This window comes from Halalkalirubrum salinum, assembly GCF_005543295.1.
GTDB classification, from domain to species: Archaea; Halobacteriota; Halobacteria; order Halobacteriales; family Haloferacaceae; genus Halalkalirubrum; species Halalkalirubrum salinum.
This window is the reverse complement of the sequence record NZ_SRSG01000008.1, coordinates 43,610-66,509: the sequence shown is the minus strand read 5'-3', so window position 1 is coordinate 66,509 and position 22,900 is coordinate 43,610. Positions and strand designations below refer to the sequence as shown.

Sequence of the window (22,900 nt, the reverse complement as noted above, 5' to 3'; positions counted from 1 at the left end):
TAACTCCCCTGCGGGCCGTATGCCGTTTCGGCCCCAAGCCGACTATCCGGTGTTTTTCATCCCCGCCGCGATCCCGTTGACCGTGAGCCGAAGGGTTCGTTCCTCGGCCTCGGTGCGGTGGGTCTGATCGAGCAGGTGCGTCTGGAGGATGTTGAGCGGATCGACGTACGGATTCCGTCGATCGAGACTCTCCTGGAGCCACTCGCGCTGCAACAGCCGATCACGGTCGGCGATCTCCAAGACGATATCGACCGTTTCTTCGTATTCGGATTTCAGCTCCGGGAAGAACTCTTCGCGGAGATCCTCGTCGGCGAGCTCGGCGTACTCGGCGGCGATCTCCATCTCAGTCCGTGCAAGCGCCTGGGTCGCGTTATCGAGCGTCGTCCGGAAGAACGCCCACTCTCCGTACATGTTTTGGAGCGTCTCGATGTCGCCGCCGTCTTCGAGGTAGGCGTTGATGCCACTGGCGATCGAGTACCATCCAGGGAGGATGCACCGCGACTGCGTCCACGAGAACACCCACGGGATCGCGCGTAGATCCTCCACGGTTCGCTCGCCGGATCGAGAGGCCGGCCGGGAACCGAGGTTGAGATCCTCGATGACGGTGATTGGCGTCGCTTGCTCGAAGTACCGGACGAATCCCGGCCGCTGCAGGAGGTTCCGGTAGGTCTGTCTGGCGGCGGCGGCCATCGTGTCCATCGCGTCCATCCACTCGTCTGGAACCTGCTCGATCGGCTCTTCGAGGGCGTTCTGGCGTGCACGAACCTGCGCGTCGAGCATCTGTTCGAGTTCTCGTTCTGCGATCCGCGGGCTGCCGTACTTTTCGGCGATCGCTTCGCCCTGCTCGGTGAACTTGATCTGGCCGGTGACCGTCTCGTTTGGCAACGCGAGCATTGCCTCGTTCATCGGCCCGCCGCCGCGAGAGATCGAGCCACCGCGGCCGTGGAACAGCCGCATCGTCACGTCGTGCTCGTTGGTGATCGACGCGAGCCGCTTTTGATTCTTGTAGAGATCCCAGTTGGCCGCCAGGAAGCCGTTTTCCTTGTTCGAATCGGAATACCCGAGCATGATTTCCTGAGTGTTTCCACGGGCGTCGACGGCCATCGAATACGCCTCGTTCTCAAAGAGCGTTCCCATGATCCGTTCGGCCCCGTTGAGCGCGTACTCCGTCTCGAGCAGCGGAGCCACGTCGATCCCACAGTGATCTGGCAGCGAGACGACCCCAACCTGGTCGGCGAGGAACAACACCTCGAGGACGTGGCTCGGTTCGTCTGTCATCGAGATGCAGTAGGTGTCGATCGCGGGCACGCCGTACTCCTTTTGCCACTCGCCGAGCGCGACGAAGCGGTCGAGCACGCGTTCGGCGATATCGCCCAGTTCGCCTGGCTCTTCGAGATCGATGATCGGATCGTTCTGGAGGATCGCCTCAGTCAGGAGGTCGACACGCTCGTCCTCCTCGAGGGAGCGGTAGTCGATACCTTCATTTTCGAGCACGTCGGCGATCGCTTCGGTGTGGTTCTTTCGATGATCCCGCAGGTCGAGATTCGCAAGCGAGAAGCCAAACGTGCTAACCTGCCGGCGGAGCGGCTCGATGAACGCCTCTGAGACCTCTCGGCCGCCGTACGTACGGAGGCTCTCGTTCATGATACGGAGGTCTTCCATGAGGTCCTCGGCCGTCTCGTAGCCGTGCGGCCGAACGTCGCCGACGCGATCGAGGCGTTCGCGCATGAGCCGCAGTTTCTGACGATACGGCTCCTCCGGGTACCGCTCGCGAGCCTCCGTGACGATGCGTGGAAACCGCTCTTTGTCAGCCTCCAGTGAGGCGACGAACGCGTCAGTCGTCGGATAGCGATCGCCGTCCTGGCTCACGACAGCTGAGAGCCGTTTGAGTGCCGTCCGGTACTTTTCGATGACGACCTCGCGCTGTCTCGAAAGTGTATCGTCGGTCACTTCAACGGTGACGAAGGGGTTGCCGTCGCGGTCCGACCCCGCCCACGATCGGAACTCGAAGAGCTTCGGGAGATCGATCGATTCGTACTCCTCGGCGATTGTCGACTCGAACTCGCTGTACACTTCGCCGACGACGTCGAACAGGGTGTTCTCAAGGTACCACTGGACGTTTCGCGCCTCGTCTTGGGGTTCTGGCGGTCGGTTGCGAACCTGTCTGGTCCCCCAGAGGCTCGTCACCTCCGCGTCGATTTGCTCCCAGACGCGGTCTTTTTCTCGATCGGTCAGGTTCCGCTCGTCGAGGGTTTCGAGGTGGCCTGCGATCGATCGGAGTTTCGCTTTGACCGTTCCGCGGCGTGCTTCTGTCGGGTGGGCAGTGAACGTTGGCTCGATGAGGACGTCTTCGAGGATTGATTGAACGGTTTCCTCGCTTGCGCCTTCCTCGGCAAGCGTCTCGACGGTCCGATCGAGACTGTCGACGAGTGACTTGTCTTGCGTCGACTCTCTCACTGCGCGAACCCGTTCGCGCTCCTCTGCGAGGTTGATGAGCTCGAAGTAGGTTGCAAACGCCCGGGCAACCACGCTTTCTTCTTCAGGCGGGATCCGCTCGAACGTCGAGTGGAGCCGCTTTCGAGAGTCCAATTCACCGTTTCGGTAGTCGATCGCGGCCTCCCTGAGCGCCTCGACAGTTTCAAACGACTCCGTCGACGCTTGATCGGCCAACACCTCCCCCACGAGCGCACCGAGTTCGCGTACATCCTGGCGTACGCTTCGATTGTGCAGTGGCATATCATGGTATACTATCACCCGATCGTAAAAGGCCGCTCATTCGTCCACATAATTGCCTCGCATGAGAGTAAATTCCCGAGGCTGTGCGTCAGTTCCGCACTTCGTCACGCTTTTGAGCAGTCGGGACAAGATTCTCGTATGAGCGCAGAGGACAAGTATCCCGCAGAATCAGGACGGCGGCGGTTCGTCAAAGGTGTCGTCGGCGGTGCGACGCTAGCCGGGCTCGGCGTTACCGGCACGCTCAGCGTCCAGTCGCTCACGACGCCGGCTGGTGCCGGTGGTGGCCCGGTCACGGCCAAAGTGATCGAACTGCTCGATGGGCCTGCCCCGCGCGGGATGCCCCAGATCCCGATCGAGATCGACGACGAGGGATATATTAAGGGTGTCTGGCCAGAAGTCCAGACCGAGACGGTCGAAGGTGTTGAGGTCGAAGTCGCACGAGAGGAAATCGGCGGCGTGGCCTACTCTCAAGAGTGGTTTCAGTACTGTGGGCAACAGTCCTACGAGGGCCTGGATCCGAACTTCGATTCGGACAACTACTTCAAGGCTGATTCCGGCTCAGCCTACGAGTGGCAGAGCCAGATGAAAGACGAGGGCGATCGATTCAACGTCAGCGATTTCGACGACTACGAAGAGTGGGGCAACGGCATCGGCTCAGACGGCGTCGGCAAGCCGGCGACCGGGACTTGGCGTTCGGAGGGCGCAGAGAGCGTCATCCCGATCGCGATCCTTCGATCGCCGCTGATCGAAGAGGCCGCCCAAGACAATGAGTGGCTTGAGGCGAGCACTGACCAGGGCGTGATGGCATACATCAACAAGTGTACGCACTTCTGTTGTGTTCCAGGCTACAAACAGACCGAGGAGTCGCTTCGGTACGACGCTGAAGACGGTGTCTACTGCCAGTGTCACCAGTCGGTCTACGACCCCTTCAGCATCGTCGACGCGCTGTACATTTCGCTGCCACGACCGGACTAACACCTGCGCGCCCTCCGTCAATCGGCGGTGACGGTTTCGTCGCCGGGGCTTTTTCACGCTTCCACCCCGTACTAATCGTATGACTAACACCGACGATTCGTTTGCGGCCGATCGCGCCGCCGCTCGCGAGGCACTGGCTGACGACGATGTCTCCGCGTTCTACCTTGGCATTGTTCGTGACGGTGAGTCGATCGACACCACGTTCGCACAGACGGCTGATGATCCCGAAGACGAAGGACTCCAGGCGCTGTCGCTGTTGGCCGCCCACGTCCGAATCGTCGCGAATCAGGCTGGTGTCGAACCCTCGACGGTCGCCGGCGACGCGGCGACACTGGCCGCCCGGCTCGAAGACCTCTCTCCGGGGGGGATGGACGCAATCGACGAGGAGTGACCTCGGACTGGACACTACTTCTCGTATCCGGCGAGCGAATCAAACAGCTCCCCAGCGTTTGCGATCGCCGTTTCGAACGACTCCACGCCGGGTTTCGACAGCCGATCGGGGTTCGCGAGCACCACAACCGGCTGTGTGCCGAGGCTGACGAATCCAAGTCCAAGTCGTTCAGCGGTTTCACGCAGCCCAACACCCACGTCGGCGGTTCCAGCCAGCACCCGGCGAGCAGGGCTTTCGAACGCCTTGACCCCGAAGTCGAAGCCGTCGATCGACTCGACGACAGTGTGGCGTTCGGTTTCATTCTCATCGGCGTACTCGGCGATCGCATTCGCGAGACTCGTGCGGAGCCCGGAGTTCTGTTCGCGGTTGACAAACCGGAGCTCGTTTTTGACGAGCGAGTCGATCCCAGTCACGTCGTCAGGGTTGCCCTCGGGGACGAGGAGGCCCCACTCGCGGGACCACTCGCCGATCGGCTCCGCAGCAAGATCGTGTTGGGTGGGACCTGCAACGACCGCCACGTCTGGGACACCGTTTCTGAGCCGTCGGGATCCTTCGCGGCTCCCAACCGGCAGATATCGGGGATGGTCGAGGCGATCGAGCAAACGGTTGAGCGCTGGATCGTCCTCGCCGACACCGAACAGCGAGGGCGGGCGCACCGCTGCGGAGAACAGCTCGACGGTGACGCGCTCGCCGCTGTCGAGGTAGCTCGTTGAGGCGTCGACCGTGACGATTCCATCGGCCTCCACGAGGCTCGTTGTCGCGCCCGATCCCTTGTCGACGGGGTACGCAAGGAGCGCTCCAGTAGCGTCCTCGACAAGTCCAACTGGCAACAGGCGGGTTCGCCCTTCGGTGTAGCGTTCGACGGTCGCCATCGTCGCGGTCGTTGTCGGGGCAGCTGCGGCCGCCAACCCGGCAGCCTCGCGGATTGCCGGCGCGACGAACGTCCGAAAGATCGATAGCGCCGACACCGGGTAGCCTGGCAGCCCGATGTACGCGGCGGTGCCGCCGTCGCTTCGATCCATGCGGCCGATGAGCATCGGCTTCCCCGGCTTGACCGACACGCCGTGAACGAGCAGCTCGCCGCGATCTTCGATCACTTGGTAGATCACATCCACCGCGCTGGCGGACGTTGAGCCGGACGACAGCACTAAATCGCACTCGTCGGCAGCTTGCCTGAGCAGCCGCTCCATCTCCGCGTAGTCATCTCCGGCGTGGGGATACAACACAGGCTTGCCGCCGGCCTCTTCGACCCCCGCAGCGATCGTGTCGCTGTTGACGTCGTATATTTGTCCGCGACCGCTGTCGAGTTCCTCTCCTGGTCGAACGAGTTCATCGCCCGTGGAGACGATTCCGACGTGCGGGCGCTCCTGAACGGGGATCGACTCACAGCCGACCGCCGCGAGTAGGCCAATCTCACGCGGCGTGATGGTGGTTCCGGGGCCGATCGCCCGCGCCCCGGCCGCGATATCCGCGCCGGCGGCCATGACGCTGTCGCCCGGTGCGACCGAGGTTCCGACCTCGATATCCTCGTCGTCGGTCATTTCGGTCCGTTCGACAATCACGACTGCGTCCGCGCCGGGCGGCATGACTGCGCCGGTCGAAATCTCCGCGCACGTACCGGACTCGACAGTTACTGACGGCGATTCGCCGGCGTGGACCGCACCCGCAAGCGAGAGTGTGACCGGGTCGGCCTCATCTGCGCCGAAGGTATCACGCGCTCGGACCGCATAGCCGTCCATCGAGGCCCGATCGAAGCCGGGCACGTCGAGCGTCGCGTCGATCCGTTCGGCAAGCACGCGGCCACGGGCCGCCCGCAGTGGCACTGTCTCTGTTCCCGGATCGATATCGAGCGAGGCGATCGTCTCGTGGGCACGCTCGGGCGAGATGAGATTTTTGAACTCACGACGCTCTGTCATGGTAATTCCTCCCAATCTTCGACCGCAACAGTCTCGCCTGCGCCGTATCCCTCCCTGTCCTCGGGAACGACGACCCAGCCGTCTGCGAGCGCGACGCTGGAAAGGACACCCGAGCCGCTGGCGCGCGTTGGCGTTGCAACTATTCCGTCAGCGGTCGATTCGGTTCGAACCCGCGCGAAGGTTCGCGTCCCCGGCTCGCTCGGGATCTTTTTATTGAGGGTCGCCTCGCGCGTCGGCAGCGGCTCGATCGGCAGCGATCCTGCCCGCTTGAGCGCCGGCCGAAGGAACTGCACGGCGTTGACGATACACGCGACCGGATACCCCGGCAGCATGATCACGGGTGTCTCCTCGACGACGCCGAGTGCGACCGGGTGGCCGGGTTTCAATGCCACACCGTGGACGAGGACCTCACCGAGATCGTCGACGACATCCGGAATGAGGTCTCGTTCGCCGACTGAGGAGCCGCCGGTCGTGACAATCACGTCTTTGGTGAGATCGCGCTGAATCGCCGCTCGGAGCGCTGCGCGATCGTCGGTGACGATATTTCGATAGGTCGCGGTTGCACCCCAGCGATCGGCGAACCGCGAGATTGTCAAGCCATTCGTTTCGATCACCTCGCCGGGCGCGGGATCGGTCTGGACGAGCTCCTCACCGGTCGGAACCACGCCGACGCTCGGTGGCTCGTAGACCTCGACTTCGAAGATCCCGACGGATTTGAGCAACCCGAGATCCGACGGCCGGAGCCGGTGACCGGGTTGATACAGCGTCTGGCCTGCCTCGACGTCTTCGCCGGCATCACCGACGTTTTCGCCGCGGGCAACCCCGTCGAAGACCTCCACGTCGGCTCCAATAGATTCGGTCTCTTCGATCATCACAACCGCGTCTGCGCCGTCTGGGACCGCGCTGCCGGTGTGGACCCGACGGGCCTCTCGGGGACCAACTGAGCCTTCGGTCTCGGTGAGGACAGTCGGCGATCGATCGGACGCCCCGAAGGTATCCTCGGCGCGGACGGCGTAGCCGTCCATTGCGGCGCGGTCGTAGCCTGGCACTGGGTTTGGGGCCGTCACCGATTCGGCGAGCACGCGGCCGTCAGCCGCTTGGAGGCGAACCGTTTCGGACCGTTCGTGGGGGGTGACGGCCTCAAGCAGCCGCTCACGCGCGATCGCGACTGGCGTTCGGGATTTGAATCCCGACTCGCGTCGATCTGATGTGGTCATGTATACTCTTTGGCCACTGCGGATATAAGTCTCCGGCGGCGTCGCGTGAGACACGACTTGGGATATGAGCCGTCTGTGCGTTGAGGTGAGCCGTCCGTGCGTTGATGTGTGGGGTCATCACACGATCGCGGCCTTTTTCGACCCAGCAGCCGTATATTGCTGTATGTCTGTACTGCGCGACGCGCTTCGCGACCTTCCCGATGCGGTGTTCGCGGATCTGTTGGAGTCCGACGAGTCGTACCTAGTTGTCCTTGACCTCCCCGGAGTAACTGCCGAAACTGCCGATCTGATCGCCGAAAGCGGCCGAATCAGGATCGACGCACGCCGAGAGAAAGCCGTGCCGATGGAGTTTCAGTACGTCGAAGAGAACCGGCCGCTGTTCGTCGACGCCGAGTTACCCTTGCCACACGACGCCGACGGCGAAGCTGCCACGGCCTCGATGGAGCGTGGCGTCCTTGAGATCCGCATTCCAAAGCGGCTCGATGAGGATGGGCAACCGATCCCGATCGACGACTAACGCCGGAGGGTTGCTCTGGTGAATCTACGTGCCTACTGGCGCTTTATCGTCGTCTTCTACGGGTTCTTCCCGCTCATCTTCGCGTACATCCGCGATCGCAACCGGTTCCTCGTCGTGGGGCAGAGCCGGCGGGTTACCGCCGAGATGCAGCAACACCGCGCAGAGGTCCTCCTAGACACGCTCTTGACGCTCGGGCCAACGTTCATAAAGCTCGGCCAGTTGCTTTCGACGCGCCCAGACATCCTCCCAAAACAGTACATCGAGGTGCTGTCGAGCCTCCAAGACGACGTGCCGCCCGCCCCGTGGGCGGAGTCGAAACAGGTACTCGAGGAAGATCTCGGCCCCGTCGAAGAGACTTTTGACGAGTTTGATACCGAACCGATAAGTGGTGCGAGCCTCGGGCAGGTGTACCTCGGAACATACGAGGACGAGCAAGTCGCGATCAAGGTCCGCCGTCCGGGTATCGAGGATCTCGTCGAGGCAGATCTGAAGGTACTACGCTGGTCAATTCCGATTCTCGTGCGGTTCATGGGCCAGGGGCAGGCGTTCTCGTTGGACAGCCTCGCCGACGAGTTCGCAAAGACGATCCGCGAGGAGATGGACTACGGCCGTGAGCGCCGCATTCTCGTCGAGATCCAGGGGAACTTTGCTGACAACAATCGCATGCGGATCCCCTCACCGATCGACGACGCTTCAAGCGCCCGCGTACTCACGATGGAGTACCTTCCGGGAACCAAAATCAACGATCTCGATACGCTCGACGAGAAAGGGATCGATCGAACTGTACTCGCAACGGAACTGCAGCGAGTCTACCTGCAGATGATGATCGAAGACGGCGTGTTTCACGCCGATCCCCACCCGGGGAATCTCGCAGTCGACGACGAGGGGCGGATCATCTTCTATGACTTCGGGATGAGCGGCACGGTCACCCCGTTTATTCAGGACAAAATTATCGAGTTCTACATCGCGGTCGCCAACCAGGACATTGAAGCGATCCTGGATACCCTCATCGAGATGGGCACACTCAGCCCCGAAGCCGATCGCCAGGTCATGGCCAACGTGATGGAGCTGGCGATCGCCGATGCCCGCGGCGAGGACATCGAACAGTACCGCGTGAACCAGATTATCGATCAGGTGGAGTCGACCATTTACGAGTTCCCGCTGCGGCTGCCGCGCAATCTCGCGCTCGTCTTGCGGGTGGCAACAGTCGTCGAAGGGGTGTGCGTCACACTCGATCCAGAGTTCGATTTCATCTCGGTTGCGACGGACTACCTCACCGAACAGGGCTACCGCGAGGACACTGCAAAGCGGCTAGCCAAAGAGGCCGGCCAGCAGGTCCAAAAGACGACGCAGGCGCTGTTTACTGTGCCGCCGAAACTCGACGACGTGCTCGACACGGTCCAACGTGAGAACCTCACGGTCAACGTCCAGCTGGACGATGAAAACCACGTCCTTGACAAGCTTGCCAAACGGATCTCGTACTCGATTCTCGTCGCAGTTGGGCTGTTGTCGGCGTCGATCATCTACGCGTTCACCAACGAGTGGCGGATCTCGATCGCCATCCTCGGACTCACGGTGCCAATGGTGTTCTTCCTCTGGCAGTCGTTCCGCGAGCCCCGTGGGCTCCGAGCGCGTCCACAGTTTACCAGACAGGGCATGCGACAGCGCCGCGAAGAGGACAGTAACCGGTAGCTGCTCTGCACGCAGGCTCAGGCTGATTCTTCTGTAAGATCGTCGCCGATCGTCGATGTGAGAATCCGTTTGACTCCGCGCCGGAGCCGCCCGCCGGCTGCTGGCTGTGAAATCCCCAGTTCGTCGGCAACCTCGGTGAGCGAGGCCGCTCGCGGCTCCTCGAAGTATCCCATTGCCAGCGCAGTCGTGAGTGCCTCACGCTGGGCGTCTGTCAGTCCCAGCGCGGGTCCTGACGGCTCGGTCCGGTCTGTCACCCGCCGAATCGTACACTCGATCCCCTGCGCTCGGGCGTACTCCCAGAGGGCCGACAGCGCCGCCCGATCGGGCAGCCAGAGCCGCACCACCCAGGCGGTCCCGTCGTTTCTCCACTCGATTGAGATCCCGTCGACCGCCGAGATGATCGGGGAGACGATCGTCGCCGACGGCTCGTATGTGAACCGGTACACGGCCCCGTCGTCGGTGGCGGTCACACGTTCGAACGCCTCAATCGTCGGGTCGCGCTCAAGTCCGGCCTCGAAGCGATCGAAATCCGCCGACTCCACCGCAAACAGGTATCCCTCACGCGCTGGGACCGTCCCCGAGCCCGTCAGCGGGCGAACCGTTGCGCTCCGGTCGTGTGCGACGGTCTCTGTGAGCGCGAGGGTCGGTGATTCGAGCCGGAGGGTGGCGGTGATATCGCTCATCGGTCCTGCTCTGTCGGTTCGCCTCCGTCGGGTATCGGTGCTTCGGTCCAGCCCATCCGACGGCGGACGAACTGGCCGGCACGATCGAATCGCCAACGGACCGCGGCTTCGACCGGCGGTGCAGTCACCGCGACCGCCACACAAATGAGGATTGCTCCCAGGGCAATCTGGCCGGTCACGCGTTCGCCGAGTACGGCGATCCCGAGAAGCACCGTCGTTAGCGGCTCGCTCGTACTCGCGATGCTGGCCGATCCTGCGTCAATTCGGACGAGCCCTTCGGTGAACAACACGATCGGAACGACGGTCCCGATCGCCGTGATCCCCAGGATTACTGCCCACGAATCGACGGTGGTAGGAACGTCGATCGATCCCGTCGCAGTCGCGTACGCGAACAGTGTCCCCGTGACCCCGACGAATACGTACCCGCTGTGCACCAGTGGGTCGACTGTTGCGACCATGGCGCGGGTTCCCATCGTATACGCGGTATAACAAATCGAAGCGGCGGCGACGAGCACGAGGCCGATCGTGGCGACCGCGATGGGTCCGTCGGTGACGACGAGCCAGACCCCAACCAGCGAACAGCAGAGACCAACCGCCTTGGCCGCGGTGAACGGTTCTGTCCGGGCGATCGCCGCTGCGACCGTCACCTGTACCGGGTACGTGAACAGGACGATCGCGGCGATCCCGGCCGACAGCCACGCGAGACTCTCGAAGTACGTGACCGACATCCCGGCGTAGACGACGCCAAGCCCGATTTCGATCGCCGCGGTTCGCCTCGGTAGCCGTATTGACCGGCGACCAGCCCAGAGCAGCGCCCACAGGCACGCCGTCGCAAACGCGAAGCGCCACACAAGCAGCGTTCCCGTCGACAGCCCAACGCCGATCGCGAGCTTGCCAAAGATACCGAGCGTGCCAAAACACGCCGCTGCGGCGACCACAAGCACGAGGCCGATCGTTCGATCGTGCACACACGTGCTTTGGGCGCGATCGGTTTCGCCGCGGGGCTTATACATATAATAGATATATGTGTCTCCACAGGCGTCGGTGGACGATCGCTCACAAAATCATGACAGCCGTCAGACGTTTATGCCCTGAGGAGCTACCGAGCGGTATGCACGTGCTGGTCTCATTCGACATCGTCCCTGTCGAGAGTCTCGTTCCGCAAGCGGCGTTTGGGTTTTCGCCGGCGAGCGAGCGGGTCGTCAGGTACGCGCTTGAGACGTTCGGGGGTGACGAGAACCTGCAGGTGACGGCGATCCACCTCTCAGCGGATACGATCAACATCGAAGAGAACATGGGGGCAGTAGAGATCCGAAGCCTTGCGGACGAGCTTGGGGTGTCTGTCGAGGTCTCGATCGAGTCTGTAACCGACATCACGTCGATGAGCCAAGTGAAAGAGCGGATCCGCGAAACGGTTCAGGCCGAAGGTATCGATACTGTCGTGATGGGATACGCCGAGAACACGTTCGCAGACGCCTCTTTTGCCGACAGCACGGCCCGAAAGCTGCTGGAGGAAGAATCGGTCCCTGTCGTTCTCGTTCCGTAGCGATCGACCGATCGGCACGTCTGGATTGAGCGTTACTGTACCGTGACTGCTGGCTGTTTCACGTCTCCACTGGTGGGGCCGTTCGATCTTCGGCAGCTGCGGCAAGCCGATCGAACACCGCCTTGCCGTCCTCGCTCAGGCGGTACTCCTCGTGGAGGTCGTCTGGGTCGCGCCCGCGGTTGCTGGCGACACCGACGACGTGAGCGATCGTGTCGTAGTTGTCTCTCACTAACGAGCCGACGAGCGATGGCATGCCGGCTCGCTCGGCCAGTTCTTTTGCGGCTGCGCGGCCGCCGTACACCCGTCGTTTGGTCACGTCGACGAGCACCATCGCGAAGGGCGTCGCACCGAACTGTGCCTCGAGGAACGCCTGGGCAGCGTCGTCGTACCACGAGATCGCACCAATGTCGTCAATCTGGTTGAGCGCCCGGGCCGCAACAGAGCAGTAGGGGCACTCGCCGTCAAAGATAAGCACAGAGTCGTATACAGTCATGGAATTACTACGGGCTGAACAGACATATATCGTCTGCTATCGCACGGCGATCGCCGGGAACAGGTGCGATCGACCAGAATCAACGATCGTAGCAGCGATCTCCCCGGATCCACGATCGTAGCAGCGATCTCCCCGGATCCACGATCGTAGCAGCGATCTCCCCGGATCCACGATCGTAGCAGCGATCGACACTACTCTTCGTCAGCCCGAACGGTTCCACCAACCACCAGCGCCGCGCCGATAATAACGAGGTTCTTGATGATGTACTGGCCCTCGACGGTGAGTTCGTGTGGAAACGTCACGAAGACGACCTCGGGCAGCAACACGATCGGGAGGAACGTCCCTGGCATCTGCAGGAACAACAACAAAATCCCGACGCGAATCAACGGCCGGTACAACAGACAAAGCCCGATTGCTACCTCCCAGACGCCGAGTATCGGGACGAACAGCTCCGGGGGGACGACGTAGACGGTGGCCGCAACGAGATCTGCCGCCGGGCTGCCGCCGATGACCTTCAGTCCGCCGAACCAGATGAATACGATCCCGAGCGCGACACGCAGCGTTGGAATCCCGAGCCGATCCATGGTGTCGGCGATCTGGCGATCGATCTGATCGAACTGTTCTTTCGCTGATTCCAGCCGATCGGTGCCGCCAGCGGGGCCGTCCCGCTCGGTCGTTTTTGAGAGGCTCATTACTCATCTATTGATACGGGCTGAAAAGTCAAAAACCCTCGCTAGAGCCCTCAAATCACCCAAAAACGGGGCAATTAGAATATTAGTTCGTGATGGTTGTCGCCGCCGTCGATCCGGCAACGACCGTCGATTGTCCGCCCTCATTGTCGCGGAGCGGCTCGCCCCACGCGACCGGCGGGATCTCGTTGTCGCCGTTGTCGCCGTTGTCGGCCGGTTCGACCGCCGCCTGGAGTGCCGCGGCGTCGAACGACGCCGACAGCGCCTCGTTTGCGTCCGCCGTCTGCTCGCACGCATCATCCATCGCCTGTACGAGCAGCCAGAACATGGCCGCCGTGAACACGATCGCGAGCCCGATGAATCCGCCCAGTACGATCGTCATGTCGTCGTGTTGAACGATAGTCTACATTGTTGTTTCGGCGAATCTCCGTGGTGGATACGTTCCTGCGGTACGAGAGAACCGGACGGTATCAATCCATTTATACCACCTGCAGCGGAATCTGTGGATATGCCACGAGAACAAAAGCAGGTTCGCGAACTGCAGGAGGGAAGCTACGTGATGATGGACGACTCGCCGTGTAAAATCAACCACTACAGCACCGCAAAGCCGGGCAAACACGGCAGCGCGAAGGCTCGTGTCGAAGGCAAGGGAGTCTTCGACGACAAAAAACGCAGCCTGAGCCAGCCGGTCGACGCGAAGGTATGGGTCCCGATCATCGAGCGGAAGGGCGGGCAGGTCGTCTCCGTCACCGGTGACGACGCGCAGGTTATGGACCTCGACACCTACGAGACGTTCACGATGCGGATCCCCGAGGGCGAGGACTTCTCGAACGGCGATGAGATCGAATACCTCGAGTACGAGGGCCAGCGCAAGGTTGTGTAGATGTTCCCCGGTGCGACCGCCGATCGGGACGTGGCCATCTACGTAATCGTCGGCGCACCGTTGGACATCTCGACAACGTTCCAACCCGGGACGCGGTTTGGACCCGATCGGGTCCGCCGCTTCGCGGCAACGTACGACGATTACGACCGATTCACCGACTCGTTTTTTTCGGACCTCGCCGTCCACGACGCCGGCGACGTCCACGCGTGGGACGACGCTCGCGAGTACCTCGATCACCTCGCCAGTGAGCTCCGTGCTGCGGTGTGGGACGACGCGATTCCGCTGACGATCGGCGGCGAACACACCGTCACTGCTGCTGGCGTCGAGGCGGTCGAGCCGGATGTCTTTGTCTGTCTCGACGCCCACCTCGACCTCCGAACCGAGTACGACGGCAACGAGTGGAGTCACGCGTGCGTGACACGACACGTGCTCGACACTGCCGACGAAGCGATCATCCTTGGCGCACGAACCGGCACTCCCGATGAGTGGGATCGCGCCGCCGAAGACGACGTGACAGTTGTTGCTCCCGAGGACGTGCGATCGTGGCTCGAGAATCCCCCACGCTTCGAGGGGCAATCTGTCTACCTCTCGGTCGATATTGACGGCGCAGATCCAGCAGTTGCGCCCGGGACGGGCACGATGGAGCCGTTCGGGCTGTCCGCACGAGAGATGCGTGATGTCGTTCGTGTCGTCGCACCTGCCTGTGACGGATTCGACGTCGTGGAGGTCAACGATCGCGACGACGGCCAGGCCGCGGCGCTCGGCGGCAAGCTGTTGCGGGAGTTCGTCTATCGACACGCGGCTGGTCGAGCAGCCGAGGAAGATGCGGTGTGAGATCGCGGGCGATCAGGGCGTTGGCGCGGCCTTTTGGAGCGCGGTTTCGGCGATGTTGCCGCCGTAGTCGGCGCTCCGAGAGACTGAGTCGACGATGAGTCCGAGCAACTGCGCGCGAGCCGGATCGAGATCACGGAGTAGCTCGTCGATCGTGCGGGCGTGGGCGTCGATCGCTCGGACGGCCTCGCGGGCTTCGTTTGCGAGCTGGGTTGCCTCGCTGCTCTCATCGGTAAAGAGGGCGTCCATCCCCTTGTCGATCACGTCGACGGTGTCGGCGTGCAGTTCTTCGAGGGCGTCGATAACTTCTTCGGGGACCGGTTGCTCGATGTTTTTTGTGAGGTGGGCGATCTTGGTCGCGTGATCGCCGATCCGTTCGAGCTGGCGGGCGCTCGAGTGGTAGTCGAAACAGATCTCTCGTGGGAGTCCAAGCTCTTCGGCCGCTTTCGGCGTTCGGAGGGTCGATCGGAAGATGCGCGAGACGACCATCCAGAGCCGATCAACGTCCTCGTCACGCTGGATTACGTCGTCGGCGAGTTCGGTGTCGAGGTCTGCGAGCGCGGTCAGTGAGTCGTCAAGCATCGACAGTGAGATGAGCCGCATCCGGGTGACGGCGTTGTGAATCGACAGCTCCGAGGAGTCGAGCAGATCGCGGATGACGATACGATCGGCGGTCTCCTCTAAGACCTCGAGACCGACGAGGCTCTGTGTCGCCTGCCGAATTGTTCGCCGCTGATCGGTCGTGATCTCGGTGCTCTCGAGCGCGATGATATCGAAGCCGCTGACGTACATCGTCATTACCGCGCGCATGAGCTCTTGTTCGTGGAGGTCAGTAATATCGAGTGTGCCTTCGGTCCGATCCTCCTCGGTCTTTGGTGTCATAAATAGCGAGTCGCTTTCTGGATAGAACTCGACCACGCTGCCCGCGTTGACCCCATTTTCTGTCGCCCAGCTCTTTGGAATCGAGACCGTATACGTCGATCCGCCGGTGACTTGCACCTTCCGGGTCTCCATATCTATATATTTGGCTCAAGATATTTATAACGTTGTCCTTTGGAACAATATCCTCATGATCAAAACAATCTACCAGCATGCGTGATAATTACTGATAATTATTCTTTGGATAGCTAGATATGAAAATGGCATACGTTGGATTGATTAAAAATATATGCGAATGAGTTTGTTCGGGCAGTAGGTATGTGTCTATTGCCCTGGAAAAGATAGAGTTGCGCATGTATCTACAGACAACTGGTTTCTGTTCGAGAAAATTACGGAGCAAAACGTAGATCTATATAGAAGTAATAGCATCGTATTTATCCCTCAGGATTCCACCAAACGGTGATGGCAAACCAGAACGATCGGTCCATCGTCTCGCGTCGTAATTTTATTGCAACCACAGGGGCAGCGACCGCGATCGGGATCGCCGGGTGTACGGCGAACGATGGTGGTAACGGCAACGGTGGAAACGGCGGGGACGGCGGCAATGGTGGAGACGGCGGCAATGGTGGAGACGGCGGCAATGGTGGAGACGGCGGCGACGTCTCCGGCTCGATCCGCATCTCCGGGAGCAGTACCGTCTTCCCGGTCTCGGAAGCGGCAGGCGAAGAGTTCGCGAACATGCACGACGGGTTCGACTTCAACCTCTCGAGCGACGGCAGCACGGGCGGGATGGAGAACTACTTCATCCCCGGCGAGAGCGGTATCAGCGGTGCGAGCCGCCCGATCCTCGAGGAGGAGATCGAGGCCTGTCAGGAGACCGGCTTCCAGCCGGTCGAGTTCCAGTGTGCCGGCGACGCGCTGACGGTGATCGTCAACCCGGAGAACGACTGGATTCCCGACGACTGCGCCGATAACGAACTGATGCAGGCCATCTGGCTCCCCGACGACGCACCCGAGACGTGGGCCGACATCGACTCCAACTGGCCCGACGAGGAGATCGAACTCTTCGGCCCGGCGACGACATCGGGGACGTACGATTACTGGACGGGCGAGGTGCTCGATGACTTCCGAAGCATTCGATCCGACTTCGACGGCACCGAAGAGGACGACCTCATCGCGGAGGGCGTCCGCGGGAACGAATACGCACACGGCTACATCCCGTTCGCCTATTACGACAACAACCCAGATGGCATCAAGGCCCTCGACTTCGATGGCGGCAACGGGTGTACGGAACCGAGCCTCGAGGCCGCGAGCGCGGGCGACTACCCGCTCGCGCGACCGATCTTCTGGTACGTGAATCAGGAGAAGCTCCAGGAGGACGAGGCCATTCAGGCGTTTATGGAGTTCGCCATCGAGATGTCGGGCGATCAAGGGATCATCTCCGACGACATCGGCTACGTCGCTATGAATGACGAAGAGGTGGAGGGGAATCTCGAACGCCTCCAAGCTGCCATCGACGGTGATCTCAGCGAGGAAGACGCGATTCCGTCGGCGAACTAATCCCTGCGAATTTTCTATTAACGCATCAATAAAAATGACACAGAATCGATGGAGGGAATCCCGATGAGCGGGGACGTTTCGCAACGCGAGTGGCAACGCCCGGAAGCGAAGGTTCGCAAGGAGCGCATCTACGAGTACGTGCTCCTCGGCTGTGCGACGCTGACCGTCGCGATTACGATCGGGATCATCTTTACCCTCTTTTCGGACGCGGTGTACTTCTTCCAGGAGTACGCAGGGTTGCTCGAGGGGTCGACCGCGGACGCCGTCAGGGAGTTCGTCGCCGGGAAGGAATGGGTGCCAACGATCGAGCCGTACTCATACGGGCTGTTGCCGCTGCTGAGCGGCACGATCGTCATCACGGTGGCCGCCGCGGCGGTCGCGCTGCCGTGTGGACTCGGCGCGGCGATCTACCTGAGTGAGTACGCCCGCCCGACGACGAGGGCGTACCTGAAACCGGCACTCGAGGTGCTGGCGGGCGTGCCGACGATCGTCTACGGCTACTTTGCACTGGCGTACGTCACGCCGTTTCTGGACCGGTTTCTCGACCTGTCGACGTTCAACGCGCTGTCGGCGTCGATTATGATGGGGATCATGATCATCCCGATGGTGTCTTCGATCAGCGAGGACGCGATGAGCGCCGTTCCCGACTCACTGCGCGCCGCCGGCTACGGTCTGGGCGCGACGAAGTTCGACGTCTCGACGCGAGTCGTCGTTCCCGCCGCGTTCTCGGGCATCGTCTCGTCGTTCATCCTCGCGTTCTCGCGGGCGATCGGCGAGACCATGATCGTCACCGTCGCCGCCGGACAGAACCCCAAGATGTTGATCCTCGATCCGACCAGGCTCGACGAGAACCTGTACGACTCCGTTCAGACGATTACCTCGGCGATGGTTCAGGCCGCGGGGTCCGACACGGCCGGCGGAACGCCGGTCTTCTGGTCGATGTTCGCGCTCGGCCTGGCGTTGTTCGTCGTGACGTTCGTGATGAACGTGATCGCGGACGTCATCCAGCGGCGCTACAGGGAGGCGTACTGAATGGGGACGAAAACGCAAGAACACGAGTGGGTCGGTCGTTCGAACGCCCTGACGAAGCTTCGCGGCGGCGCGTTCAAATACGCCTGCCTCGGTACGGCGCTGTTCGGCATCGTCACACTCCTGGTCTTACTCGCGTACGTGACGCTCGACGCGATCGAACTGCAAGAGGCTGAACCGATTTGGTTCGCGATCCTCGGAGTGACGTTCGTCCTCCCGGTTGCGCTGTTCGGCTGGTACGTATGGGGCACGCCGGCAGCCGACGTCGCGAAGACGAGCGTCGGCGGGGTGTTGCTCGCAGCCGGACTCGGGGGCTTCTTCATCGTCGCGTTCACGATCATCACACCCCACGTGTGGGCGGCGTACGTCGTGTTCGCAGTCTTCCCTGCGATTGCGGCGGTGCGCTACGGCGACCGACTGCCAGCGATCGACGGCTCGGGCCCGGCCGTGATGGCCACGGTCACGCTCGGAGCGATCGTCGCGACCGTCTTCCTGGAGCCGATCACCGCCATCTTCGCCATGGCCAAGCCGTGGCTTCTCTACCTGCTCACGCTGGCGATTCCGACCGCCACCGCGCTAATCTGGTGGTCGCGGACGCGCGAGGATCGCGCGGCGACCATCGCGGCAGCCGCTACGGTCGGCGGTACGATCGCGCTCGGACTGCTCGTCGAGGTCGGCGTCCTCGAAACCGGGGGAGCACCGATCGTCTTCCTAATCGGGTTCGTCCTTCCGGCGACTATCGTGCTCGCCCACGGCTATCGGCGAGGACCGGAAGCCCGAGCCGGACTGCTCGCGCTCCCGACCCTCGTCGGCGGTGTGGTCGCGCTCGTCGCCGTCGCCTGGGCGCAGGGCGTTCCGATGCCGAACTCCTGGATCCGCCCGGAGTTCTACCTGGAGGGACCGTCCAGAACCCCGGAAAACGCCGGGCTGTACCCGCCGATCGTCGGCTCGGTCTTCATGCTGATCGTGATGGTCGTCGCCGTGTTCCCGCTCGGCGTCGGGGCCGCGATCTACCTGGAGGAGTACGCACCGAACAACAGGCTCACTCGACTCATCCGGATCAACCTCACCAATCTGGCTGGCGTTCCCTCCGTGGTCTACGGCCTGCTCGGCCTGGCGATCATCGCACGCCACTTCGGCCTGGGACGAGGAACCGTCATTACGGCGGGACTGACCGTCGGTTTACTCGTCCTGCCGATCGTCATCATCGCTTCGCAGGAAGCGATTCGATCGGTTCCAGACTCGGTCCGAGAGGCTTCCTACGGAATGGGCGCGAGTCGGTGGCAGACGACCCGGGAGGTCGTTCTTCCGGAGGCGTTCCCCGGCATCTTGACCGGGACGATCCTCGCGCTCGGGCGAGCGATCGGTGAGACCGCACCGCTGATCATGATCGGGGCCTCGACGTCGGTTTCGAGCGCGCCGACAGAGCTGTTCGGAAACGCCACGGCGATGCCGCTGCAGATCTTCTCCTGGCAAAGTAGGGTCCAGCCGGACTTCCGGTACGGGGTCGTCGCTGCCGGAGTCATCACCCTTCTCGTGATCTTGCTGGGAATGAACGCGGCCGCGATCATCCTGCGTAACCGGCTCGAAAAACGGTGAGTACGATGTCCGACAACCACCAGACCACGACCGACGCACAGACACCGACCGGGGACGACTCGGACCCGATCGTGAACGTTTCGCGGAGCCTCGAGGACCTCTCGAAGGAGGCGACGACGAGGACGACCTCGAGGTCGGATCGAACGCTCATCGAGACGAGAGATCTCGACGTCTACTACGGCGACGAACGGGCCATTAGCAGCGTCGACGTCGAGATCCCCGAACGGCAGGTGACGGCGCTGATCGGCCCCTCGGGCTGTGGCAAGTCGACGTTCCTGCGCTGTATCAACCGGATGAACGACCGCATCGACGTCTGCCGCGTCGAGGGGCAGGTCGAATTCGACGGCAAGAACGTCTACGACGAGGACGTCGATCCCGTCGCCCTGCGGCGGGAGATCGGGATAGTGTTCCAGCAGCCCAACCCGTTCCCGAAGTCGATCTACGACAACGTCGCCTTCGGCCTCCGGGTTCAGGGGCTCGACGACGAGGTCGACGAGCGGGTCCACCGCGCCCTCGAGCGCGCGGCCTTGCTCGAGGAGATCGAGGGACGCCTCGACGAGTCGGGGCTGGAGCTCTCGGGCGGCCAGCAACAGCGACTGTGCATCGCGCGGGCGATCGCGACCGATCCCGACGTCATCCTGATGGACGAGCCGGCGAGCGCGCTCGACCCGATCGCCACCTCGCGGATCGAGGACCTCATCGACGAGCTCTCCGAGGAGTACACGGTCGTGATCGTCACGCACAACATGCAACAGGCCGCGCGCATCTCCGACAAGACGGCCGTCTTCCTCACCGGGGGCGAACTCGTCGAGTTCGACGACACCGACAAGATCTTCGAGAACCCCGAACACCAGCGCGTCGAGGACTACATCACCGGCAAGTTCGGCTGAAACCGGCCGGTCACGTCGACCGTTCAAGGGGCACCGAACCCCCACCGACGCGACACGCCGACCGGACACACGCACTTTTCTCGACTCCATCCACACGCGCCGACCGGACACACGCGCTTTTCTCGACTCCATCCACACGCGCCGACCGGCGGACTCGACACGAGCCGTTTCGCCAGCCTCGTTCCCGCAACCAGGAGTCGATCACGTCGACGGTCGAGCACCGACCGTTCCGGACGCGACGCCGTGGCAGGCCTCCGTGCTCGGAAACGGCCGACGGTCCCACCCGACCCCCCGGGCGAGTCCTCGAGGAGGCGGGTTCTCGACGGTGATCCAGTGACGATCGTCGTCGATCCGCCGGCGGTAACCGGGGGGTATACCGTCGCATCGGTTAGAATCTGCGGTCTCCGCTTCTCGTCTCGCTATCGCACGCGCTGGAGTTCGCTCCAGTTCGTCTCCGCGTCGGACCGGTGCTGGCCAGTCGACCGACGTGGAGCGCCGTCACCGTGATTCGCCGACGTGGACGGTGGCTGTCGGGCATGGGCGGCGCGGATCGGAGTCGGACGTGCCGTACCGTCGCTGGACGATTTCGTATTGTGTCATGTGGTTTATCCGGGCGTAGAGCCGTCACCTCCGATCGGAACGAACCGGCGAGAACCGGCGACGATGGCTCGTAGGCGACGATTCGTGCCACCGTCCGCTACTCGCACCCCCGCGGCTTCGAACGGAGTTACCCGCTCCAGGCGGACCGGCGCTGTGTGGCGAGCCCGACCTCGACTGCCGGTGGTGATCTCGCGAGACGGCTCACCGACCCTCGAACCCTGTCGACTGGCCGCGCGCGCGAGAGACGAGAACGAGCGCAAGGTACATCACGCCCGAGGGAGCTTTCCCATTCATGGCAAGGAAATCGTATCAGGAACAGCTCGCGGAACTCCGCGAGGACGTCTGCTACATGGGCGAAGTCGTGATGGAGCGCCTCCGGATGGGGCTGGACGCCCTCGACCGAAAGGACGAAACCCTCGCCCAGGAGGTGATCGAGGGCGACGCCGAGGTAAACCGGATGTACCTCGACCTGGAACAGGAGTGTATCGACCTGCTGGCCCTCCAGCAGCCGGTCGCGAGCGACCTGCGCTTTATCGCCTCGTCGTTCAAGATCATCACCGACCTGGAACGGATCGGCGACCTCGCGGTGAACCTCGGCGACTACACCAAAGACGCCGAACGCGAGCTCTTCCCCGACGTCGACGTCCAGGCGATGGGCGAACTCACGGTCGAGATGGTCGACGACGCGATCCAGGCCTACGACACCGAGGACGTCGACGCCTGTCGCGGACTCGCAACGCGTGACGACGAGCTCGACCACTTCGCCGAGCGCGCGAGCGAAATCGTCGTCCGGGACCTCATCGAGCGCGAACTCGATTCGACCGACGAGGTCGAGATGCTCCTCCAGGACGTCTCCCGGCTGTTGCTCACGATCCGCGACCTCGAGCGCGTGGGCGACCACGCGGTCAACATCGCCGCTCGGACCCTGTACATGGTCGAGAACGACGACGAACTCATCTACTGATCCTCGGCAGTCGCCGAGTCGCGTCTCGACGCCTCGTTTTGCTCGGTATCGAGGTCGAGCGGAGCTTCCACCGTCGAGAGCCGACGGATCCCGACCGTCCTCACGTGTAGCCTGTTGCATCTTCAAAATCAGTTCGCACGACGTGGCAGGGTAGCCGCTGTTCAAGCGACCGAGGACAAGATCGGGTAGATCGATCCTCAAACCGGCCCTCGAGGTTCTTGCGGGGATCCCAACGGTCGTGTACGGCTACTTCGCGCTCGTGTACATCACGCCCGCAGTCGAGTTTATCGGGATCGAACTCAGCACGTTCAACGTCCTCAGCGCGTCGCTCATGGTCGGTATCATGATTATCCCGATGGTATCGAGCCTTTCAGAAGACGCGATGAGCGCGGTTCCCGATTCGCTGCGGCAGGCCGGCTACGGGATGGGCGCCACCAAGTTCGAGGTGTCGACCGGCGTCGTCATTCCCGCGGCGGTGTCTGGAATCTTCGCCTCGTTCATCCTCGCACTCTCGCGGGCGATCGGCGAGACGATGATCGTCACGGTCGCAATGGGGATGCGCGCACGAATGTTTGCTCCAGAGAGTATTGCCGACGTTCCCGCCGAACTTGCGTACATCGCGACAAACTCCGGGTCAACAATGACCGCAGCGATCATCAATCTCGGACTGAGCGACCTCGCCGGCGGGACGACCGCCTTTTACTCGCTGTTTGCGATCGGATTGCTCCTGTTTACAATGACCTTTTTAATGAACCTCGCAAGCGACATCGTCGCCAACCGATTCCGGGAGGAGTACCAATGAGCAGGCTC

At 62.3% G+C, this 22,900-nt stretch carries 21 protein-coding genes and 1 pseudogene; 13 read left to right on the top strand and 9 right to left on the bottom strand.

Going from position 1 to position 22,900, the window contains the following annotated elements:
* Window positions 1-42: 42 nt before the first annotated feature.
* Window positions 43-2,736 (bottom strand): phosphoenolpyruvate carboxylase, encoded by a 2,694-nt coding sequence (gene ppc / locus E5K03_RS02160; protein ID WP_138004731.1) that lies wholly within the window; start codon window positions 2,734-2,736, stop codon window positions 43-45.
* A 138-nt stretch (window positions 2,737-2,874) separates the two neighbouring features.
* Between ppc and E5K03_RS02155 the strand changes: the two genes are divergently transcribed.
* On the top strand, window positions 2,875-3,711 hold the full coding sequence (locus E5K03_RS02155) for a QcrA and Rieske domain-containing protein (protein WP_138004730.1): 837 nt from the start codon (window positions 2,875-2,877) through the stop codon (window positions 3,709-3,711).
* A 79-nt stretch (window positions 3,712-3,790) separates the two neighbouring features.
* Window positions 3,791-4,102 carry a hypothetical protein gene (locus E5K03_RS02150; RefSeq protein ID WP_138004729.1) on the top strand — a complete coding sequence of 104 codons (312 nt, stop codon included), beginning with the start codon at window positions 3,791-3,793 and terminating at the stop codon, window positions 4,100-4,102.
* A 14-nt stretch (window positions 4,103-4,116) separates the two neighbouring features.
* On the opposite strand, the gene E5K03_RS02145 is transcribed toward E5K03_RS02150, so the two are convergent.
* Both E5K03_RS02145 and E5K03_RS02140 read right to left on the bottom strand, forming a co-directional pair.
* On the bottom strand, window positions 4,117-6,018 hold the full coding sequence (locus tag E5K03_RS02145; protein WP_138004728.1) for a molybdopterin biosynthesis protein: 1,902 nt from the start codon (window positions 6,016-6,018) through the stop codon (window positions 4,117-4,119).
* Window positions 6,015-7,235 (bottom strand): molybdopterin molybdotransferase MoeA, encoded by a 1,221-nt coding sequence (locus E5K03_RS02140; RefSeq protein WP_138004727.1) that lies wholly within the window; start codon window positions 7,233-7,235, stop codon window positions 6,015-6,017. The genes E5K03_RS02145 and E5K03_RS02140 overlap by 4 nt, the downstream gene beginning before the upstream one ends.
* A 163-nt stretch (window positions 7,236-7,398) precedes the next feature.
* On the opposite strand from E5K03_RS02140, the gene E5K03_RS02135 reads away from it, so the two are divergent.
* The gene (locus E5K03_RS02135) at window positions 7,399-7,752 is read left to right on the top strand and encodes an Hsp20/alpha crystallin family protein (protein ID WP_138004726.1); all 354 of its coding nucleotides are present in this window, start codon (window positions 7,399-7,401) and stop codon (window positions 7,750-7,752) included.
* Window positions 7,753-7,770: 18 nt separating this feature from the next.
* Window positions 7,771-9,444 carry an ABC1 kinase family protein gene (locus tag E5K03_RS02130; protein WP_138004725.1) on the top strand — a complete coding sequence of 558 codons (1,674 nt, stop codon included), beginning with the start codon at window positions 7,771-7,773 and terminating at the stop codon, window positions 9,442-9,444.
* Window positions 9,445-9,461: 17 nt separating this feature from the next.
* Here the strand turns inward: E5K03_RS02130 and E5K03_RS02125 are convergent, their stop codons facing one another.
* Window positions 9,462-10,127 carry a helix-turn-helix domain-containing protein gene (locus tag E5K03_RS02125; RefSeq protein WP_138004724.1) on the bottom strand — a complete coding sequence of 222 codons (666 nt, stop codon included), beginning with the start codon at window positions 10,125-10,127 and terminating at the stop codon, window positions 9,462-9,464.
* Window positions 10,124-11,140 carry a DMT family transporter gene (locus tag E5K03_RS02120; RefSeq protein ID WP_138004723.1) on the bottom strand — a complete coding sequence of 339 codons (1,017 nt, stop codon included), beginning with the start codon at window positions 11,138-11,140 and terminating at the stop codon, window positions 10,124-10,126. Before E5K03_RS02120 ends, E5K03_RS02125 begins: the two co-directional genes overlap by 4 nt.
* A 98-nt stretch (window positions 11,141-11,238) precedes the next feature.
* On the opposite strand from E5K03_RS02120, the gene E5K03_RS02115 reads away from it, so the two are divergent.
* The gene (locus E5K03_RS02115) at window positions 11,239-11,673 is read left to right on the top strand and encodes a universal stress protein (RefSeq protein ID WP_171006574.1); all 435 of its coding nucleotides are present in this window, start codon (window positions 11,239-11,241) and stop codon (window positions 11,671-11,673) included.
* A 58-nt stretch (window positions 11,674-11,731) separates the two neighbouring features.
* Here E5K03_RS02115 and E5K03_RS02110 read toward each other — a convergent pair whose 3' ends face one another.
* From E5K03_RS02110 to E5K03_RS02100, 3 genes are all read right to left on the bottom strand, one after another.
* Window positions 11,732-12,166: a DCC1-like thiol-disulfide oxidoreductase family protein gene (locus E5K03_RS02110; protein WP_138004721.1), complete on the bottom strand. Its 435-nt coding sequence runs from the start codon at window positions 12,164-12,166 to the stop codon at window positions 11,732-11,734.
* A 191-nt stretch (window positions 12,167-12,357) separates the two neighbouring features.
* Window positions 12,358-12,858: a DoxX family protein gene (locus tag E5K03_RS02105; protein ID WP_138004720.1), complete on the bottom strand. Its 501-nt coding sequence runs from the start codon at window positions 12,856-12,858 to the stop codon at window positions 12,358-12,360.
* 82 nt (window positions 12,859-12,940) lie between these two features.
* Window positions 12,941-13,237: a hypothetical protein gene (locus E5K03_RS02100; RefSeq protein ID WP_138004719.1), complete on the bottom strand. Its 297-nt coding sequence runs from the start codon at window positions 13,235-13,237 to the stop codon at window positions 12,941-12,943.
* A gap of 126 nt (window positions 13,238-13,363) precedes the next feature.
* Here E5K03_RS02100 and E5K03_RS02095 point away from each other — a divergent pair, with 126 nt between their 5' ends.
* Both E5K03_RS02095 and speB read left to right on the top strand, forming a co-directional pair.
* Window positions 13,364-13,738, top strand: coding sequence for a translation initiation factor IF-5A (locus E5K03_RS02095; RefSeq protein ID WP_137196489.1), 375 nt, complete (start codon window positions 13,364-13,366; stop codon window positions 13,736-13,738).
* Window positions 13,739-14,572, top strand: a complete 834-nt coding sequence (gene speB / locus E5K03_RS02090) for an agmatinase (RefSeq protein WP_138004718.1) — start codon at window positions 13,739-13,741, stop codon at window positions 14,570-14,572.
* A 12-nt stretch (window positions 14,573-14,584) separates the two neighbouring features.
* Here the strand turns inward: speB and E5K03_RS02085 are convergent, their stop codons facing one another.
* Complete coding sequence (locus tag E5K03_RS02085) at window positions 14,585-15,583, bottom strand: phosphate signaling complex PhoU family protein (RefSeq protein WP_138004717.1); 999 nt, start codon at window positions 15,581-15,583, stop codon at window positions 14,585-14,587.
* A gap of 327 nt (window positions 15,584-15,910) precedes the next feature.
* On the opposite strand from E5K03_RS02085, the gene E5K03_RS02080 reads away from it, so the two are divergent.
* The 6 genes and pseudogenes from E5K03_RS02080 to E5K03_RS02055 all read left to right on the top strand — a co-directional run.
* Entirely contained in the window at window positions 15,911-17,008 is a 1,098-nt protein-coding gene (locus E5K03_RS02080; protein ID WP_138004716.1) for a substrate-binding domain-containing protein, read from the top strand.
* Window positions 17,009-17,071: 63 nt separating this feature from the next.
* Complete coding sequence (gene pstC, locus E5K03_RS02075; RefSeq protein ID WP_138004715.1) at window positions 17,072-18,040, top strand: phosphate ABC transporter permease subunit PstC; 969 nt, start codon at window positions 17,072-17,074, stop codon at window positions 18,038-18,040.
* Window positions 18,041-19,636, top strand: coding sequence for a phosphate ABC transporter permease PstA (pstA, locus tag E5K03_RS02070; RefSeq protein ID WP_138004714.1), 1,596 nt, complete (start codon window positions 18,041-18,043; stop codon window positions 19,634-19,636). It abuts the gene before it with no gap.
* A gap of 5 nt (window positions 19,637-19,641) precedes the next feature.
* Complete coding sequence (gene pstB, locus E5K03_RS02065; RefSeq protein WP_138004828.1) at window positions 19,642-20,526, top strand: phosphate ABC transporter ATP-binding protein PstB; 885 nt, start codon at window positions 19,642-19,644, stop codon at window positions 20,524-20,526.
* 892 nt (window positions 20,527-21,418) lie between these two features.
* Window positions 21,419-22,090 carry a phosphate signaling complex protein PhoU gene (gene phoU, locus E5K03_RS02060; protein ID WP_138004713.1) on the top strand — a complete coding sequence of 224 codons (672 nt, stop codon included), beginning with the start codon at window positions 21,419-21,421 and terminating at the stop codon, window positions 22,088-22,090.
* A 187-nt stretch (window positions 22,091-22,277) separates the two neighbouring features.
* Window positions 22,278-22,892, top strand: a pseudogene (locus E5K03_RS02055) (PstC family ABC transporter permease); the annotation flags it as partial.
* Window positions 22,893-22,900: the final 8 nt, after the last annotated feature.

Bases quoted from the DNA above. Each gene is read 5' to 3' on its own strand.
- ppc (WP_138004731.1), bottom strand. From the start codon at position 2,736: ATGCCACTGCACAATCGAAGCGTACGCCAGGATGTACGCGAACTCGGT.
- E5K03_RS02155 (WP_138004730.1), top strand. From the start codon at position 2,875: ATGAGCGCAGAGGACAAGTATCCCGCAGAATCAGGACGGCGGCGGTTC.
- E5K03_RS02150 (WP_138004729.1), top strand. From the start codon at position 3,791: ATGACTAACACCGACGATTCGTTTGCGGCCGATCGCGCCGCCGCTCGC.
- E5K03_RS02145 (WP_138004728.1), bottom strand. From the start codon at position 6,018: ATGACAGAGCGTCGTGAGTTCAAAAATCTCATCTCGCCCGAGCGTGCC.
- E5K03_RS02140 (WP_138004727.1), bottom strand. From the start codon at position 7,235: ATGACCACATCAGATCGACGCGAGTCGGGATTCAAATCCCGAACGCCA.
- E5K03_RS02135 (WP_138004726.1), top strand. From the start codon at position 7,399: ATGTCTGTACTGCGCGACGCGCTTCGCGACCTTCCCGATGCGGTGTTC.
- E5K03_RS02125 (WP_138004724.1), bottom strand. From the start codon at position 10,127: ATGAGCGATATCACCGCCACCCTCCGGCTCGAATCACCGACCCTCGCG.
- E5K03_RS02120 (WP_138004723.1), bottom strand. From the start codon at position 11,140: ATGTATAAGCCCCGCGGCGAAACCGATCGCGCCCAAAGCACGTGTGTG.
- E5K03_RS02115 (WP_171006574.1), top strand. From the start codon at position 11,239: ATGCACGTGCTGGTCTCATTCGACATCGTCCCTGTCGAGAGTCTCGTT.
- E5K03_RS02110 (WP_138004721.1), bottom strand. From the start codon at position 12,166: ATGACTGTATACGACTCTGTGCTTATCTTTGACGGCGAGTGCCCCTAC.
- E5K03_RS02105 (WP_138004720.1), bottom strand. From the start codon at position 12,858: ATGAGCCTCTCAAAAACGACCGAGCGGGACGGCCCCGCTGGCGGCACC.
- E5K03_RS02100 (WP_138004719.1), bottom strand. From the start codon at position 13,237: ATGACGATCGTACTGGGCGGATTCATCGGGCTCGCGATCGTGTTCACG.
- E5K03_RS02095 (WP_137196489.1), top strand. From the start codon at position 13,364: ATGCCACGAGAACAAAAGCAGGTTCGCGAACTGCAGGAGGGAAGCTAC.
- speB (WP_138004718.1), top strand. From the start codon at position 13,739: ATGTTCCCCGGTGCGACCGCCGATCGGGACGTGGCCATCTACGTAATC.
- E5K03_RS02085 (WP_138004717.1), bottom strand. From the start codon at position 15,583: ATGGAGACCCGGAAGGTGCAAGTCACCGGCGGATCGACGTATACGGTC.
- E5K03_RS02080 (WP_138004716.1), top strand. From the start codon at position 15,911: ATGGCAAACCAGAACGATCGGTCCATCGTCTCGCGTCGTAATTTTATT.
- pstC (WP_138004715.1), top strand. From the start codon at position 17,072: ATGAGCGGGGACGTTTCGCAACGCGAGTGGCAACGCCCGGAAGCGAAG.
- pstA (WP_138004714.1), top strand. From the start codon at position 18,041: ATGGGGACGAAAACGCAAGAACACGAGTGGGTCGGTCGTTCGAACGCC.
- pstB (WP_138004828.1), top strand. From the start codon at position 19,642: ATGTCCGACAACCACCAGACCACGACCGACGCACAGACACCGACCGGG.
- phoU (WP_138004713.1), top strand. From the start codon at position 21,419: ATGGCAAGGAAATCGTATCAGGAACAGCTCGCGGAACTCCGCGAGGAC.